The sequence below is a fragment of the Helicobacter sp. genome, assembly GCF_014799995.1.
Classification (GTDB): Bacteria; Campylobacterota; Campylobacteria; order Campylobacterales; family Helicobacteraceae; genus Helicobacter_D.
Map to the genome: position 1 here is coordinate 29,866 of NZ_JAAVGY010000013.1, position 16,203 is coordinate 46,068.

The window sequence follows — 16,203 nt, forward strand, 5'->3', positions numbered from 1 at the left end:
TTTTTGACATTTGAGATAAAAACTCTTAAGCAACTAGTGTTCCACTTTTGATAAAAGCACTTCGCGTAAATGGCTCATCATCTCTTCCATTGCCTCTGCATAGAGCATTTGAGCCTTTTGCCAAAGATTTTGCATAGAATCGTGTGGCAAATGCAAGCTTGCAAGAGCGATTGCGTAGAGGAAATGGCTCAAAGTCCCACTAAACAAAATCCCGATAAAAGGATTATTTTGCCCCTCTTTAGAAAGGATTTCAAAGATTTGGTCTAAGACGGTAAAGAGGGATTGTTTGGATTCCACCTTGACTTTGAAGCTATCTTGGATTTTATTTTTGAAAGCAAGTGCTTCAAAGAGGTGTTTTTGCGTCTCTTTGGTATAAAAATTTTCTTTCATTGGGTCTTTAAAAAGAGATTTGAGATTCTTAATTTCTTGTGCCTTATCAATGGATTTTAGCTCAAAATCTTGATAATGCACTGCTTGTGCGCCTGTGATTTTTGCTCCGTCATTGAGATTTAAGATATGAAAAGGTTTCAAAGCCCTAAAAGCTTCTTCTAAGGCGGTGCGTGAGAGGGAATAAAGTGCGTCAGAGTAGATGTCATCACTGAAATTTCCTGCCACAGGATAAGCATCTTTTGGAATCTGTGCTTCTTCCTCTTCATAATAAGAGTTTTGGGCGTGTTTTTTCGCTCCTTTTTTATAACCACAATCCAAGCCGCACAAGAGGACATCACTGCCTAAATAACTTGCGAGTGAAGCTCCCGCATTGCCAACCAAAGGCGCAGTAAAGCGCACCTTGAATTTTGGCGCATTCAAATTTGCCGCACTAGAGCCATCACGTTCAAAAAGATAAATTTCTTTTGCAAGACTTTTTGCCTTTTTGTCTAGCACACTAGCACAAAGCAATGGAATCTCCCCTAGTGGAGCGGCTTCTAGCACCTCGTGCAAATAATTGTGCCGTTCAATTTCTATTTGAAAATCCGGTATAATGCCCGCTTTAAGCAATGGCTTAAGAGCAGTTCCACAACTAAAGAGAATCATTTTTTCTTGATTTTGTTTAATAAAAGGAAGCAAGAAGTCAAGACTAGGACCATTGGCGATAACGCAAATGGGAGCATTAATGCGTTTAGGTTCAATCAGCATTGGCTTGCGAGGAAAGCTTAATTTATTGACGATTCCACGCATTTCATCTTCAAAAGTTCCCCAACCACGCAAAGTTTGTGAGTGTGTTTCAAAAACGATTCCACGCGCACTTTGATTCATTGGTGTTTGATACATCATTAATTCAAAACGGACGATAGAAGTGCTAATCTTGCGCGTTAGAAAGAAGTGGTTAATATAATCGCGCTTGAGCATACTTTCTAAAAAGATATAGCCCGCCCTATGCTCTGTCTTGCTAAATAACAAAGCAAAATCTACGAAAAAGCACGCAATGCGGAATAAATCAAAGGATTCTTCAAAAATAAAAAAATTATGAATCCTTGTGTAGTTCTCCGCTAGAATTTGTAAGAAAATCCCTCCGCCTAAGCCAAAGAGATTCAGGCTTGGCAAAAAATCACTCGGTAGGTGATAAGCAGAAACGCCCCCATTTTCTGTGGCATATTCAAGGATTCCATTGACTAAAATTCCGCTATAAGGGAAGTCTTCGCTCATCATTTCTGCGCGTGAGCCATAAATGCGATTCCATTTTTCATTAATTGGGGGATTGTAAGCGCAGTTTTGGTGCACCTCTAACATACTAGATTTGCCCTCAATGATTGGGAAAAGAAAGCTGTTTTGTGCGAAGTTTAAGATATTGACTCCCTCATTGCCAATATAGAGTTGGTATTCTTTGGCGGGTTGTTGCAAGGCTTCAAAGAGATTGGGATAATCAGATTTAAAAAATGCAAGGTTTTGGTGGAATCGCGAAGAGACAAAGGATTCTATTTCCTCACAATTACTATTCTTTAGTATTTCTACAATGCCTTTGTAATTTTGGTTTTGATGCGTCATTACGATTCCTGAAATTTTATTGCGCGCATTTTAGCAAAAATTTCAAAAACCAATCCACAAAAAAGCAAAAATTTTGAGTTTCTAGTTTATAATGCCCTTTTTGAAATTTTTTTAAAGGCGGCTTATGCAAGATTACAAGATTTTTACAGGGACTGCGCACCCAGAGTTTTCTCAATGTGTTGCAAGGGAATTGGGCATTGAATTATCCAAAGCAGAAGTAACGCGCTTTAGCGATGGTGAGATTGGAATCCGTATTTGTGAGAGTGTGCGAGGCAAAGATGTTTTTGTGATTCAATCCACTTGCGCACCCGCAAACGATAATCTAATGGAGTTGCTCATTATGACAGATGCACTCAAACGCAGTTCAGCAAAATCTATCAATGTGATTACGCCTTATTTTGGTTATGCTAGACAAGACCGCAAAGCCGCCCCACGCGTTCCAATTAGTGCGAAGCTTGTCGCAGATTTATTGCAGCGCGCAGGCATTACGCGCCTTGTGGCAATGGATTTGCACGCAGGACAGATTCAAGGGTTTTTTGATATTCCCGTGGATAATCTTTATGGTTCTATTGTGTTTAAGGAATATATTGTTGCAAAGAAATTCAAGAATCCTATCGTGGCGAGTCCGGACATTGGAGGTGTAGCGCGTGCAAGATATTTTGCCAAACTTTTGGGATTAGAGATTGTGATTATTGATAAGAGACGAGAAAAGGCAAACGAAAGCGAAGTGATGAATGTAATCGGGAGTGTAGAGGGCAAAGATGTCATTTTGATTGATGATATGATTGACACGGCAGGCACAATGGTAAAGGCTGCGAATGCCTTTAAGGAAAAGGGCGCAACAAGCGTCATTGCACTAGGCACGCACGCGGTTTTTAGCGGACCTGCTTATGAGAGAATCCAAGCAAGTAAGATTGATGAGGTGATTGTTACTGATACGATTCCTTTGAAGCAAACTTGTGAAAAAATCAAGATTTTGAGTGTTACCCCTTTGTTTGCAGAAGTGATTAGAAGGATTAATAAAGATGAGAGCGTTAATTCACTTTTTGTTTAAATTGCTAGTGGGATTCTTGAGTATAGAAATCCTAGCCCAAGCACAAGAGCCGCAATCTCAAAAAATCCAAGCCGTCTTAGAAACGACTTCGGGCAAAATCACTTTAGATTTGTTTCCACAAGTTGCCCCTAAAGCCGTAGAAAATTTTGTTACGCATATCAATGAGGGATATTATAATGGCACGATTTTTCATCGTGTGATTCGTAGGTTTATGATTCAAGGAGGAGACCCTAGTGGCACAGGAAGAGGAGGGGAATCTATCTGGGGAAAAGACTTTGAAGATGAGATTGTTAAGGGATATGCCTTTGATGCAGCGGGGATTTTGGCAATGGCAAATGCGGGAGAAAACACCAATGGCAGCCAATTTTTCATCACGACCACACGCACACCACATCTTAATGGCAAGCATACGATTTTTGGTGCAATCAGTGAGGATTCCAAAGAGGAAAGTTTCAAGACTTTGCGCAAGATAGAATACATGCCTACTAATTCCCAAGATAAACCGATAAAAGAACAAAAGATTCTTAAAGCCTACATTATCCAAAGCGATAAATGAGGGGGGATTTGGATATAGTATTCAATGTGCAGTTTAGTTATTCTTGCAAAGTAAGCAATCTATTCCCAAGATTTGCCTCTGCTAGCGGAATCAGTGGATTGCATATTTTAAGATTTTTCATCAAAAGCCAATCTTAATTTTTTTATTCTATAATTATTTAATTTATTTTCTAAAATTTGGTGATAATTTGCAAACACTTCATCAGGCTTTGTTATTAAAAAAGCTATATTTGTTACAATCTTGCGGATTTGTTTATTGCGACCCGCAGTATCTAGTGCCTGCACAAAGAGGATTCCAAAGTCAAAATCAAAAAGATTTAAGAAAATGGATAGAATCTTGTAAATTATGTGTGCAAAAGTCTTCTCCTGCTTGCGCTGGGCTATGCAATCAAAACTCTCAATTAATCTTTCTTACCTTTTTGCCTTTGTTGGATTCTCAATTGCGTTTTGCCTCTAAAAGTGCGCAAATGTTGAAAAATATCATAGAACGTGTGTTTCATCTAAGCTTACAAAATGTCTCTATTCTCTCGCTTTTGAAGTGTGAGATTCCACAAAATGCACAAAAAGATTGTGTGGAATCGTGTATGAGCTATTTTTTGAAGCAAGTTGAGTTTGCGCAAGGCAAAGTGATTGTTTTGCTCGGAGCGGAAGCGTATTTTTACCTAACGCAAGACGGAAGTCGCTATGAGAGTGTGCAAGGCAAATTACTCCAATGGAATCATTTGAGTCTTTTTCCTACCTTTAGCCTAAACCAACTGCTTAGGCAGCCGGAGTTAAAGACAAAGGCACATAAAGAGTTTTTGAATCTTAAAGCATTATTATAAGGAAAGGTTGCAATGCGATTAAAAAGAAAATTAAAAAGAAGTTTGAAAAATTTATGTATGCTCCTAATGGTGGGCGTATTGATTCTACCGCCTTTTGTCAATGCAAGCGGCAAATATCTCTCCCCCCTGCCTGTTCCTAATATAGAAGTTTTAAATGTAGAATCCCAAAAGTGTAATAGCAGTTGTCTTAAAGAGTTTTTGGCAAATGAGCAGGTTTTTTCGTTTATCGCAAATATTGATGAAAGCAATCAAAGCAAAGACTTAATGGAGCAGTTAGACAAGCTGATTTCTCAACTTGAAATTTCTGAAATTCCTTATTTTGTTGGATTGCAAAAGCCGTTTTTCAATATCGCATTATTGTTTCCACGCAAGGCGATTGGACGCTATTCTAGCACGACAATGAATACGATTTTAAGCTATCTTTTGGTTCAAAAAGGACGTTTTAACTTTGAGGTTTTTGATTCTCAAGGAGAATCATTAGAGGATTTGCAAACTGCATTAGAGGAGATATATTCTAAGGGTCATCGCCAAATTATCGCAGTTTTAACCCAAGAGGGAGCAAACAATCTTAACGCAATTAATCCTAGTGTGCCTATTTTTATCCCTAGTGTGCATAAGTCTCAAGTTGTGTCTGATTCTAGTTTGTCGGCAAATCTTACCTTTGGTGGAATCAGCTATGAAGCACAGATTCAAAAACTATCCGCAATGCACCCCCAAGTGAGTGCGACAAGCTTTTATGATTCTGGAAATATTGGAAAACAAATGCAGCAATACACGCAAGAGGCGAATGAAAATTTGAAGTATTCCAAAAGCTTTAGCCTCAAACAAGGTGCGGAACTTCCAAAAGAAATTAAGGCTTTAAAAGGGGCTTTGCAGGGGACAAGATTATTTTTGAATACACCCATTACAAATTCTAGCATTATTCTTTCGCAATTGACTTATAATAGCATTCATCTTGATGGCATTTATTCTACACAGATTAATTATAACCCGAGCTTGCTCTCTATCACGCAAGAACGTGATAGAAAGAATATGTTTATTGCTAATTCTATTTTGCCACTTGATGGATTGCTTGTAGAGCAGGCTAAAATGCTAGATGTGGATTTGGAATATGATTGGATAAATTATGCGACTGCCTTTGGGATTGAGTATTTTTATCTCAAAAGTGCGCCGGGTGCGAAGCGATATTTCAAAGAAAGAATCAGAGAAAATCAAGTGCAATACAGAATCGAGATTCTCACTCCTGCGAATAATCGTTTCGCTCCCCTTTGATGGAGCAGAATCCCTTAAATGTCCAAAAGTTTAAGACTTCCTGAAAATTTCCCTCCCAACCTTACTCTAAAGATTGTGCAAAAAAGAAATTTTAGGCATTTAAGAATGCGCTTTGGTTGCGATTCTGCTTTGATTGTGAATTTGCCAAGATACACCACGCAAAGAGTTTGCGAAGAGTTTATTCAAACAAATATTCAATGGATTCTTACGCATTTTGAAAGAAGCAAACAAGAAGAAGCAAGGATTCCTTTGTGTCAATTCTATCTTTTTGGGCAATGGGTAGAGTTTGAGACGCTTCAGCCTTATTTGGATACGGGATTGGAATCCAATGTACAAAAGGCATTGCAGAAGTGGAATTGTGGGCATTTGCAAGAGATAGAAAGGGATTCTACAAATCTTGTGCAAAGACTATGGCAGGCAATAATGCAAGAGGAGTCGGAGAGTGATTTGCAAGATACAATCTTAAAGGACATAAAGTCCAAAGCCAAGCTCCAATCTCTCCTTGTTGCGATTTATCAGAGGGCTTTAGAATCTTATGTTTCTTTGTGCATAGGGGAGATTTCCCAAAAAATGCAGCTTTTTCCTCATCGTATTACTTATGGGAGGAGTTATCGTCAATTGGGTTGCTGTAAGACAAAGGAACAATCCATTCGGCTAAGCTTGCGTTTGGCACTGATGCCACAATTTTGTATCCATTCTGTCATCATTCACGAATTGGCGCATTTGCGCTATCCCAATCATCAGCGAGATTTTTGGAATCTCGTGCGAACCTTTGATTCTAATCCTAAAGGCATTAATGCGTGGTTGCGCACAAATGCTTCTTTGAATGCACAACTCTATCGGCGAATCTTTAAATAAGTTGCATTGGTTGTGGGATTCCATAAACTCGCATTAATGAAATGGCGCAGAATCTCTATTATAGAATAAAACTAATGTAAAGAGATTTTGGTGTTAAAGATAATGTGCATACTAATCGCGTCAATCAAAGGGTCATTTTGCATTGTTTTCATATAAGCAAGATACAATTTGCGCTTGCATTTCACTCCTAGAATCTTGGTGCTATAAAGCGTATGGGATTGTAGCTCATTTTTGACTTGCATAAAGGGCAAAAAAGCAATATATGGCGTTTGGGATTCTTTGTTTTCTAGCATAAATTGCTTGATTTTATCTAGGCTATCAAAACGCATTTTGACATTGAGGTTTTCTCTTACTAAATGAATCGTTTTTAAGTATTTATAGATTTCGGGAATGATTTGCTTATCCATTTCTAAGCCTATCCAAGTATAAGAGTAGAGGTCTTCATAATGGATTAACTTTGGTAAATTTTGTGTGGAGATTAAGACTAATTCATCTTCTAGCCATTCGCGATAAATAATCTTCTCATTGGGGACATAGGATTCTGTGAGTGCAATGCTACAAAGCCCTTTTTGCAAATCTTCAATCGCTTGAAGTGAAGTAGAGATGTAAGATTCTATATCCGAATAGACTTCTTGTTGCAAGGAGGGCAAACACTTCGGAAAAACAAAGTGCCCAATCGTGTAAGAGCAAGCAATACGAATCGGGTGATTGCGAGAAATGATTTGCAGCATTTGGTGCTGATATTTCGTGAAAGATTTTTCAATATTTTGGGCAATTACGAGCAAAATTTCTCCCTCTTTTGTGAGTTGGATTCCATTTTTCTTGCGGATAATTATTTTGGTGTTGAAATATCTCTCTATGGATTTAATTTGTTGTGTTACAGCGGGTTGAGAAATGCCAAGTTTGGCAGAGGCTTTAGAAAAGCTCTTTTCTTTGGCAATCACGAGGAGTGTTTGTAGTCTAGTAAAATCACGCAGCATTTGCTATCTTTTGAAAAATTTAATTTGGTATTTTAGCGATTCTTGAAATAATCTCTACTTAGAGAAACAAAATTTCTAGGATTTGCAAAGGAAAGGTTACTTTATTGGTATAATTTTTATTTGATTAAACCAATGAGGAATGGAATGCAAGATTCTTTTTTGAAACAACTCAATGAAGCGCAGCTTGAAGCCGTCAAAACCATTGATGGGGCACTTTTGATTCTTGCGGGGGCAGGGAGTGGCAAGACAAAAACTATCACGACACGGCTTGCTTATTTGATTGATGCAGTTGGGATTCCATCAGAGCAATGTTTGACGCTTACTTTCACAAATAAAGCTGCTAATGAAATGCAAAAACGTGCATTAAGTATGATTGAAAACATCACGACACACCCGCCCTTACTCTGCACTTTTCATAAGTTTGGATTGTTGTTTTTGAAGTTTTATATCACAGAGCTTGGACGCAAGACAAATTTTATCCTAGCAGATAGCGAGGATAGTAAGAGGATTATTAAGGGGTTAAATGGAGATTTAGCCCCTCTAGCGTTGGCAATCAGTGAGATTTCACGATATAAAAATTCTCAAATCACTCCACAAGAAGCCTTGAAAAATGCTTACAATGAAACTTATAAGCATATTGCTAAAGTCTATCAAATGTATCAAGAATTTTTGGTGCAAAAAAATATGGTGGATTTTGATGATTTGTTATTGCTTCCTTTGGAGATTATGCAAAAGAATCCAGAAATTGCAATGCGTGAGAGCAAAAAATATGCGTATATTATGGTAGATGAGTATCAAGACACGAATCATTTGCAATATTTGCTGCTTAAACAACTCTGCTCTACGCACCAAAATCTTTGTGTTGTAGGCGATGATGACCAAAGTATTTATAGTTGGCGTGGGGCAAATATTCAAAATATTTTGCAATTTAGTGAGCAATTTAAAGGGGCAAAAATCATTAAATTAGAAAACAATTACCGCTCCACGCAGGCAATCCTAAAAGCAGCGAACCAGCTCATTGCCAACAATAAAGAGCGTTTGGGTAAGGAGCTAAAGGCGACTTTGGAGGAGGGGAAGCCTGTGGAGATTCTGCATTCTAGCGATGAGCAAGCAGAGGTGCGCAAAGTGGCTCAAATCATCAAAGACTTGCTAAGTCGTGGAATCTCTCCTAAAGATATTGCGGTTTTGTTCCGCATTAACGCACTTTCTCGCTCTTTAGAAGAAGAATTTAATCGTGAGCAGATTCCTTATGTCTTAGTGGGAGCGATTCGGTTTTATGAGCGGAGCGAGATTAAAGATGTCTTGAGTTATTTGCGTGTGTTGGTAAATTTAAACGATGATTTTTCAATGACACGTATCATCAATAAGCCCAAACGAGGAATCGGAAAAACAACGATAGAAAAGTTATCCACTTTGGCGCAAAAATACGATACAAGCATTTTTGGTTTGTTTGAGGATTCCAGAGAAAATGTAGAGAGATTACAGAATGTTCAGGAGACTTTAAGCCAAAAGGCGTACAAGACAATCAAGGATTTTTTTGCTACATTGCAAGAATTGCAACAAAGTCTCAAGGAATCAAGTCTGAATTTTGTAGATGAGTTTGAAAGCAAGATTGGGCTTTGTAAGGAGTTTGGAAAAAGCCACGAGGAGATTGATAGGGTAAGCAATATTCAGGAGTTTTATGGCGTCTATCGTGAGTTTATTAAGCAGAATCCCTTAAGTGAATTGGAAGATTTTTTGAATGATTTGGCACTAAGAAGCGACCAAGAAGATGAGGAAATGCGCAAAGAAAGCAAAGGCATAGAGGGAGTGTCGTGTATGAGCGTGCATTCTAGCAAGGGATTGGAATTTGATTATGTCTTTATCATTGGGCTTGAGGAGGGATTTTTCCCAATGATACGAGAGGACAGCAGTTTAGAAGAAGAGCGACGTTTGGCTTATGTGGCATTTACGAGGGCGAAAAAGGAGCTTTATTTGAGTTCTGCGGATTCAAGATTCTATAAAGGGAATCGCGCTTCTTTGTATTCCTCTGTTTTTTTGGCTGAAAGTGGCGTGAAAGGTGAGAGGAAGCCAAAAGTAAGCAATTTTTTATCCCCTAAAGCCTCAAACAAATGTGAGTTTCAGAAAGGAGATTGCGTGCAGCACAAGATTCTTGGCTTTGGTAGGGTGCTAGAAGTTAATCAAAGTAGCAAAGAGATTCGATTAAAAATTAACTTTGGTGGCTTAGAAAAAGAAATTTTTAGTCATTTTGTAACAAAAGTATGAGATAGCAATCTCTGTTATTGCGAGATTTCTTAAGGAATCGTGGCAATTTATAAATAATGTTTGAAGAAATCAAACAATAGAATCTTTAAATTAGATTAGGATTATGGATTGCCACGAAAATTTGCAAAATTTTCTCGCAATGACGCAATTGTAAAATTGTTATAGATGTATTGATTATGGTCTGCTGCGTCATTACAAGACTTCGTCCGAAGTCGTGGCAATCCATATATCAAATTACAATAAAATAAGATAATGGGATCACAAGGATAAAAATCTCGTAATCAAATGAGTAATCTTAAAACTCATAAGTAATTTCTACCTTGAATTGATTTCTATTTTCTGAATCTGTTTCTGGAGCGGCATATCTACCATTGCGTTCGGTTTTTAAGAATGCGTAATAAACGCCAACTTCTAAATTATCATTGTAAGCCCAAGTGAGATTGGGTGTAATCTCATAAAAGTCAATCTTGGTTGTTTGACGCGTTGGAATCTCCTTGACTTTATTCTTTCCGCTGACATAATCAATGCCAATGCTCAAATTTTCAAGCAAATCATAGGCAAGGCTCGCATAGAAAACATCTAAATCTTTGCTTTCGTCTCTAGGAATCGCACCACCAATTGCAGAAAAACTCACTCCTGTGGCATCATAATTATCAAACCATACCGCGCCTGCGAGTTGCAATGCACCCTCATCGTCTAAAGAAACAGCAAAATTATCTTTTGTATTGGTAATGTATCCCAAGTTGAGACTAAGCGGAATCTCAAAACTAGCAAAATCTACACCCGCTTCAAGACTGATAAAGTCGCTTTTTGTCTGCATAAAACTACGACTACCACCCAATGCTTCAATGAGATTCGCCACTCCAGAGCTTTGAGTTTGTGTATAGGCATATTGCCCACTGATATGGAATAAATCTTGATAGTATCCAAGCTGTCCAAAAAACGCAGAATCCACAATATCATCAATCAAAAACCACCAAAGTTGCCCCTCTACATTTCCAAACTCAAGCTCCCAATTCCCCAAGCCTGCAAGAAGATAAAGTGGTTTGGTAATACTTGTTTCCTCCGGTAAATCGTCCTTTAAATCATCTAATGCCCACGAATCAAATGCGCCTGCGACTAGGCTAATGTTTGGCAAGTCGCTATTGACGACTAAAATCCCTGTTCCTCTATCCTCTCCGCTATCGTTAAAAGGTGTATCCAAACGCATTTTGCCTAAGGTGATATTGGTATTTGTGGAATCTGGAGTAATCAATGCGTTAAAGGTGCTCACGCCGAAGCTATTGTCTTTACCCGAGCCAAGCCCATAACCAAAAGCCCCCTCTGAAGAGTCTATCACACCATCTTCATTTAAATCTACTCCTTTACCGTGATTGACATTGTTAGAACCTTCATAGTAGATTCCAAGATTCAAAGCAATATAATCTGCCACAGGGGCTTTAAACTCTGCTTCTGCGTGCCAAGTATGTTCTACATCGCCACTTTTTTCATTATTTTTGTTAAATTGTGGATTCTTAAAGCGGTTATCTTCATATTCATAACGCAAAAATCCGCTTACTTCTACTCCTCTAATGGCTTCCTCTAAGCTCTGTGCGTTTGCATTTGCCACAAGTGCTAGAAGTGCAACTAGACTCAAACTTGATTTTTTCATAGACTAAACTCCTTTTTGAATTTCGAAACTTTCATTTCAATGATGATTAAAATGAGATTGAATCTTACCATTAATAAACTTAAATGAAAATAATTATCATAATAAAATTTCTTTTCCTTAATTCAAGGGAATAAACCGCCACGATTCCTTGAGAAATCTTACAATAACGATAAATCATCGCGTCCTTGCAGATGTAAGCAAAGCAATCCATAATCTTACAAACACAAAATTGCTATATTTTGATATAATTTGCCAATTTTTATTTTTAGGAGCATTGTAGATGAAAAAGTATCTGAAAAAAATTTCCGACCCCAAAATCGTAGGCGCATTTAGCAAAAGTGGCTTGGGGCTAGCTGCTGTATTGTTGATTGTAGGTTGTGATAGCACACAAGACACAGCCAAAAGTAGCATTCAAGATGTAGCTAAAAAGGGCGTAACCGTAACAATTGAAAAACAATCTGATGGAAGTTATAAGATTTTAGATGAAGTGCCAAGTGCGCAAACGCGCGTGATTTTACGAGAGAATGGGAGTGAGCGAATCCTAAGTCAAGCAGAGATTGATGCATTGATTGCAGAAGAAAATGCAGCCATAGAGGCGGGCACTTCAGAACTCACCAATCCGACAGGAGGAGGGCTAGGCTTAGGAGGGACGATTTTAGCAAGTGCGGCGGGAGCGATTTTAGGAAGTTGGATTGGAAATAAACTCTTTAATAATTCAAACTACCAAGCGCAACAAAGAGCAAGCTATAAAACCCCACAAGCCTATGAGCGTTCGCAAAATTCCTTTAAACAAAATGCAGCAAAAACAAGCACGAGTGCGGCAAGCGGACGCAGTGGATTTTATTCGCCCAATAACACAGGCTCTACAAATCGCTCCACAAGCTCTTCAAGCTCAAAAAGCTATGGTGGTTAATAATGCAGATTCTCAACGCACAGCCGCTTAATAATGCAGATTTAGAGGATTTGGGGCTTAGTTGGCATACAGATATTGATAATACTCCTTATGTGAGTGATGAAATTGTTGAAATTAGCGAAGAAGAAGCGCAAGGATTCTATAATGCAGCCAATGAATTATACGATATGTATATAGAGGCGGGGCAACATATCGTTGATAATAATTTGTTTTTTGAGCTTGGAATCCCCTTTAATCTCGTAGAAGCAATTGAGAGAAGCTGGGAAGAGGAAGTGCATTGGCATTTGTATGGACGTTTTGATTTGGCGGGCGGATTAGATGGTAATCCAATCAAGCTTTTAGAATTTAATGCGGATACTCCTACAATGCTCTATGAAAGTGCAATCATTCAATGGGCACTTTTAAAGAAAAATGGATTCAAAGAATCCTTGCAGTTTAATAGTTTATATGAAGCCTTAGGAGATAACTTTAAACGCATCATCACACTAGGCGATGATATTTCTCACTTTAATGAAATTTATGAGGGTTGGAAGATTCTCTTTTCTAGCATTCAAGGAAGTGAGGAAGAGGAACGCACCGTGAAGTTACTAGAAGTCATCGCCAAAGAAGCAGGGTTTGAGACGAATTTCTGTTATGCACACGAAGCGGTATTAAATGAGCAAGAGGGTTTGAGCTTTGGAGGGACAAATTATGAATTTTGGTTCAAACTCATTCCGTGGGAGAGCATTGCAGTAGATGAGCCCGAGTTGGCACAGTTGATGACGGCGATGATTGCCAATAAAAATACAATCTTTTTGAATCCCGCTTATACTCTAATGTTTCAAAGCAAGAGAATGTTAAAGATTCTGTGGGATTTATTTCCTAATCACCCCTTGTTGCTCGAAACTTCTTATGAGCCGCTTCGTCAAAAGCAAGTCAAAAAACACGCCTTTGGAAGAGAAGGGGAGAGTGTCAGCATTTTAGACGCGCAAGGAAAGACATTACATCATCATAGTGGAGAATATGAGAATTATCCTGCAATCTATCAAGCCTTTGCAATGCAAAACAATCATCAAGGCAGTTTGTATCAACCCAATGTTTTTTATGCGTATGAAGCTTGTGCGTTGGGATTCCGCAAGGGTGGGGAGATTTTGGATAATATGTCAAAATTTGTTGCACACAAGATTAGATAATGAATCATCAAAATGAGAATTTGCATTTTAATTTTTAAGGAAAGATATGGAATCTCTAAATCATCTCAATAGTATTAATGACTTTAACGAGGCAAAGCAGGTTATTCCCGGTGGCGTTAATTCTCCTGTGCGTGCCTTTAAGAGTGTGGGAGGCACACCGCCCTTTATCTCAAGTGGGCGCGGAGCATATTTGATTGATGAAGATGGGAATCGCTACATTGATTTTGTGCAGAGTTGGGGACCTTTGATTTTTGGGCATTGTGATAAAGACATTGAAGAAGCAGTTATAGAATCTGTGAAAAAGGGCTTATCTTTTGGTGCGCCTACAACTTTAGAGACTGCACTCGCCAAAGAAGTGATTGACATTGTGGAGGGAGTGGAAAAAATCCGCTTCGTCTCAAGTGGCACAGAGGCGACAATGAGTGCGATTCGTCTTGCGCGCGCCTTTAGTGGAAAAGAGGATATTATTAAGTTTGAGGGTTGCTATCACGGACATAGTGATTCCTTATTAGTTTCTGCTGGAAGTGGATTAGCGACTTTTGGTAATCCCAGCTCGCCGGGCGTTCCGCAGGACTTTACGAAACACACCTTAGTAGCACAATATAATGATTTGTCTAGTGTGGAATCTTGCATTGCTTTAAGCCAAAAACAAGGTAGCGGTGTTGCTTGTATCATTATTGAGCCTATTGCAGGAAATATGGGACTTGTGCCAAGCGAAGAAAAATTCCTAGAGGGCTTAAGAGAACTTTGCAATCAATATGGAATCCTATTGATTTTAGACGAAGTAATGAGCGGATTTAGGGCGAGTCTCTGTGGCTCACAGAAATTTTATTCTGTGCGAGGAGATTTAGTAACCTTTGGTAAAGTGATTGGGGGAGGTATGCCTGTGGGTGCGTTTGGGGGAAGGGCAGAGATTATGGATTTGCTCTCTCCTAAAGGCGCAGTGTATCAAGCGGGGACTTTGAGCGGGAATCCTGTGGCAATGAGCGCAGGGCTTGTTTCGCTACGCAAATTGCGTGAGGATTCTAAAATATATGAAAGATTAGAGAGTTTGGCTTTAAAACTCACGCAGGGATTAGAGAGTATTTGCGCAGAGTTTAAAATTCCACTACAAACCTGCGTTCGTGGTAGTATGTTTGGGTTTTTCTTTAATGAAAAAAAAGTGAGAAATTTTCAAGATGCTTTGCAGAGTGATACAGAAATGTTTGCGCGTTTTCATCAAGGAATGCTAAATAAAGGCGTTTATCTCGCAGCTTCGCAATTTGAAACGGGATTTATTTGCGCCGCGATGAATGAAGAATTGATTGAGGGCACATTGGAGCGCGCACGCGAAGTATTATTGGAGATTAGCACTTATGGAAAATAAGCAGGATTCCATTGTGCAATTCCATAATGAGGGAGAGCAGAATCCCAAAAATCAAGAAAGCGCAGGGGAGGGAGAGACGCAAAAGACAGAATCTAAACCTAAAGAGGAATTGAAATATAAAGACGCGGTGTTAGCTTATTCTAATGCAACTTTAGGCATTTCAATGGTGGTTGCGGTGCTGATTGGCGTAGGAATTGGCTATGGATTGGAATCACTCTTTGGCTCGCGTTGGCTCTTTTGGCTAGGTGTTGTGTGGGGAGTGTGCGCAGCGATTCTTAATGTATTTAAAGCCTACAAGCGTCAAAAGCGCGAATTTGACGAACTCGCAAAAGACCCAAAATATAGTTACAATCCAAAAGCGTTTGATGAGGAGGACGATGATTAAGAGAGAGAAAAAGCTCTTTTTACTTTTTGTTTTGGTAGCAATACTTTGCTTGTGTTTATGGGTTGGCTTTGGCGGAATCTTTGCGCTAAATTTTGTCTTTGCGATTCTCTCCTTTAGCCTCATTGTGTCGATAGTGTTTTATACACAAAAACGCAAAATCCAAAGCCTAATCCAAAATGCAACCCAAGAGGAGCTAGAAGCCTTGAGCGAGGCTTATAAAAGCAAACAAGAAATTGCAGAAGAGGAGGAAGAGGAATTTTGGGAAGAGTTGGAATCCCAAGACTCCAAAAGCCATATTTCAAGCTCTACACCAATCAAACCACAGCAAGACTTCAAGCCCTCAAAGGTTAGATTTTGGCAGAATTTTAGCGCGCAAAACACCAAAACGGGGGCAAAAATGTTTTTTTATCCTTTGCGCCTCCTTGCTTATGGATTCCTCGCACTTGGAATCTTGATTCTAATTCAACACCAGATTTTTCATTCTCTAGCCTTTTTTAGCGGTTTGATTGTCGCAAATATTTTTATCGTATTGGCTCTTTTGATAAGAAATTAATCTTACACAACTATTACGAGACTTGATTAGAATAATGAATTGTTTTGGCTTATACCTTAAGAGAGCAATCAATTTGATTTAGCAATTCTTAAAGCTCTCTTAAGCTTTTCTCTTAAGAGGTAATTATGCAAATATCTCTTGCGATTTAAGAATTACAAAAAGATAAATCATTGCCTCAAATCATAGGAATAGAACAATAAGACAGACAATTAGCAGAGAGCGAAATAAAAATACGAGAGATTCAAAAAGAAACAAATTTGCAATGCCATACTTTATCTAAAAACACTGATACAAGAGACAAGGAAGTAGAAGAGGTGTTAGCCAAATTTTTAACCTTTAAGAATTTACAATCACAAAATCACTTTTCTA

General features: G+C 38.6%; 14 protein-coding genes. 11 read left to right on the plus strand and 3 right to left on the minus strand.

Annotation, left to right across the window (positions count from 1 at the left end):
* Nucleotides 1–33: 33 nt before the first annotated feature.
* Nucleotides 34–1,986, minus strand: coding sequence for a 6-hydroxymethylpterin diphosphokinase MptE-like protein (locus tag HDT10_RS02685; RefSeq protein WP_290879683.1), 1,953 nt, complete (start codon nt 1,984–1,986; stop codon nt 34–36).
* Nucleotides 1,987–2,110: 124 nt separating this feature from the next.
* On the opposite strand from HDT10_RS02685, the gene HDT10_RS02690 reads away from it, so the two are divergent.
* From HDT10_RS02690 to HDT10_RS02710, 5 genes are all read left to right on the plus strand, one after another.
* Nucleotides 2,111–3,040: a ribose-phosphate pyrophosphokinase gene (locus HDT10_RS02690; RefSeq protein WP_290879685.1), complete on the plus strand. Its 930-nt coding sequence runs from the start codon at nt 2,111–2,113 to the stop codon at nt 3,038–3,040.
* Nucleotides 3,012–3,596 (plus strand): peptidylprolyl isomerase, encoded by a 585-nt coding sequence (locus HDT10_RS02695; RefSeq protein ID WP_290879687.1) that lies wholly within the window; start codon nt 3,012–3,014, stop codon nt 3,594–3,596. The genes HDT10_RS02690 and HDT10_RS02695 overlap by 29 nt, the downstream gene beginning before the upstream one ends.
* 187 nt (nt 3,597–3,783) lie before the next feature.
* The gene (locus HDT10_RS02700) at nt 3,784–4,419 is read left to right on the plus strand and encodes a uracil-DNA glycosylase family protein (RefSeq protein WP_290879689.1); all 636 of its coding nucleotides are present in this window, start codon (nt 3,784–3,786) and stop codon (nt 4,417–4,419) included.
* Between the two features lie 12 nt (nt 4,420–4,431).
* Entirely contained in the window at nt 4,432–5,691 is a 1,260-nt protein-coding gene (locus HDT10_RS02705; protein WP_290879691.1) for a hypothetical protein, read from the plus strand.
* 18 nt (nt 5,692–5,709) lie between these two features.
* Nucleotides 5,710–6,549 (plus strand): YgjP-like metallopeptidase domain-containing protein, encoded by an 840-nt coding sequence (locus HDT10_RS02710; RefSeq protein ID WP_290879692.1) that lies wholly within the window; start codon nt 5,710–5,712, stop codon nt 6,547–6,549.
* Between the two features lie 71 nt (nt 6,550–6,620).
* Here HDT10_RS02710 and HDT10_RS02715 read toward each other — a convergent pair whose 3' ends face one another.
* A complete protein-coding gene (locus HDT10_RS02715; protein ID WP_290879694.1) occupies nt 6,621–7,529 on the minus strand; it encodes a LysR family transcriptional regulator in 909 nt (302 codons plus the stop codon).
* 144 nt (nt 7,530–7,673) lie between these two features.
* On the opposite strand from HDT10_RS02715, the gene HDT10_RS02720 reads away from it, so the two are divergent.
* Entirely contained in the window at nt 7,674–9,794 is a 2,121-nt protein-coding gene (locus tag HDT10_RS02720; RefSeq protein ID WP_290879696.1) for an ATP-dependent helicase, read from the plus strand.
* A gap of 295 nt (nt 9,795–10,089) precedes the next feature.
* Here the strand turns inward: HDT10_RS02720 and HDT10_RS02725 are convergent, their stop codons facing one another.
* Nucleotides 10,090–11,445, minus strand: a complete 1,356-nt coding sequence (locus HDT10_RS02725; RefSeq protein WP_290879697.1) for a major outer membrane protein — start codon at nt 11,443–11,445, stop codon at nt 10,090–10,092.
* Nucleotides 11,446–11,725: 280 nt separating this feature from the next.
* Here HDT10_RS02725 and HDT10_RS02730 point away from each other — a divergent pair, with 280 nt between their 5' ends.
* The 5 genes from HDT10_RS02730 to HDT10_RS02750 are packed head-to-tail and all read left to right on the plus strand — an operon-like array spanning nt 11,726 to nt 15,834.
* Nucleotides 11,726–12,358, plus strand: a complete 633-nt coding sequence (locus HDT10_RS02730) for a UPF0323 family lipoprotein (RefSeq protein ID WP_290879699.1) — start codon at nt 11,726–11,728, stop codon at nt 12,356–12,358.
* 2 nt (nt 12,359–12,360) lie between these two features.
* On the plus strand, nt 12,361–13,530 hold the full coding sequence (locus HDT10_RS02735; RefSeq protein ID WP_290879701.1) for a glutathionylspermidine synthase family protein: 1,170 nt from the start codon (nt 12,361–12,363) through the stop codon (nt 13,528–13,530).
* A gap of 46 nt (nt 13,531–13,576) precedes the next feature.
* Nucleotides 13,577–14,896, plus strand: coding sequence for a glutamate-1-semialdehyde 2,1-aminomutase (gene hemL, locus HDT10_RS02740; protein ID WP_290879704.1), 1,320 nt, complete (start codon nt 13,577–13,579; stop codon nt 14,894–14,896).
* Nucleotides 14,886–15,281: an AtpZ/AtpI family protein gene (locus tag HDT10_RS02745; protein ID WP_367159060.1), complete on the plus strand. Its 396-nt coding sequence runs from the start codon at nt 14,886–14,888 to the stop codon at nt 15,279–15,281. Before hemL ends, HDT10_RS02745 begins: the two co-directional genes overlap by 11 nt.
* A complete protein-coding gene (locus HDT10_RS02750; protein WP_290879706.1) occupies nt 15,274–15,834 on the plus strand; it encodes a hypothetical protein in 561 nt (186 codons plus the stop codon). Before HDT10_RS02745 ends, HDT10_RS02750 begins: the two co-directional genes overlap by 8 nt.
* Nucleotides 15,835–16,203: the final 369 nt, after the last annotated feature.

What these genes read in the sequence shown, in the direction of transcription:
- HDT10_RS02685 (WP_290879683.1), bottom strand. Translation starts at nt 1,986, where the DNA reads ATGACGCATCAAAACCAAAATTACAAAGGCATTGTAGAAATACTAAAG.
- HDT10_RS02690 (WP_290879685.1), top strand. Translation starts at nt 2,111, where the DNA reads ATGCAAGATTACAAGATTTTTACAGGGACTGCGCACCCAGAGTTTTCT.
- HDT10_RS02695 (WP_290879687.1), top strand. Translation starts at nt 3,012, where the DNA reads ATGAGAGCGTTAATTCACTTTTTGTTTAAATTGCTAGTGGGATTCTTG.
- HDT10_RS02705 (WP_290879691.1), top strand. Translation starts at nt 4,432, where the DNA reads ATGCGATTAAAAAGAAAATTAAAAAGAAGTTTGAAAAATTTATGTATG.
- HDT10_RS02710 (WP_290879692.1), top strand. Translation starts at nt 5,710, where the DNA reads ATGTCCAAAAGTTTAAGACTTCCTGAAAATTTCCCTCCCAACCTTACT.
- HDT10_RS02715 (WP_290879694.1), bottom strand. Translation starts at nt 7,529, where the DNA reads ATGCTGCGTGATTTTACTAGACTACAAACACTCCTCGTGATTGCCAAA.
- HDT10_RS02720 (WP_290879696.1), top strand. Translation starts at nt 7,674, where the DNA reads ATGCAAGATTCTTTTTTGAAACAACTCAATGAAGCGCAGCTTGAAGCC.
- HDT10_RS02725 (WP_290879697.1), bottom strand. Translation starts at nt 11,445, where the DNA reads ATGAAAAAATCAAGTTTGAGTCTAGTTGCACTTCTAGCACTTGTGGCA.
- HDT10_RS02730 (WP_290879699.1), top strand. Translation starts at nt 11,726, where the DNA reads ATGAAAAAGTATCTGAAAAAAATTTCCGACCCCAAAATCGTAGGCGCA.
- HDT10_RS02735 (WP_290879701.1), top strand. Translation starts at nt 12,361, where the DNA reads ATGCAGATTCTCAACGCACAGCCGCTTAATAATGCAGATTTAGAGGAT.
- hemL (WP_290879704.1), top strand. Translation starts at nt 13,577, where the DNA reads ATGGAATCTCTAAATCATCTCAATAGTATTAATGACTTTAACGAGGCA.
- HDT10_RS02745 (WP_367159060.1), top strand. Translation starts at nt 14,886, where the DNA reads ATGGAAAATAAGCAGGATTCCATTGTGCAATTCCATAATGAGGGAGAG.
- HDT10_RS02750 (WP_290879706.1), top strand. Translation starts at nt 15,274, where the DNA reads ATGATTAAGAGAGAGAAAAAGCTCTTTTTACTTTTTGTTTTGGTAGCA.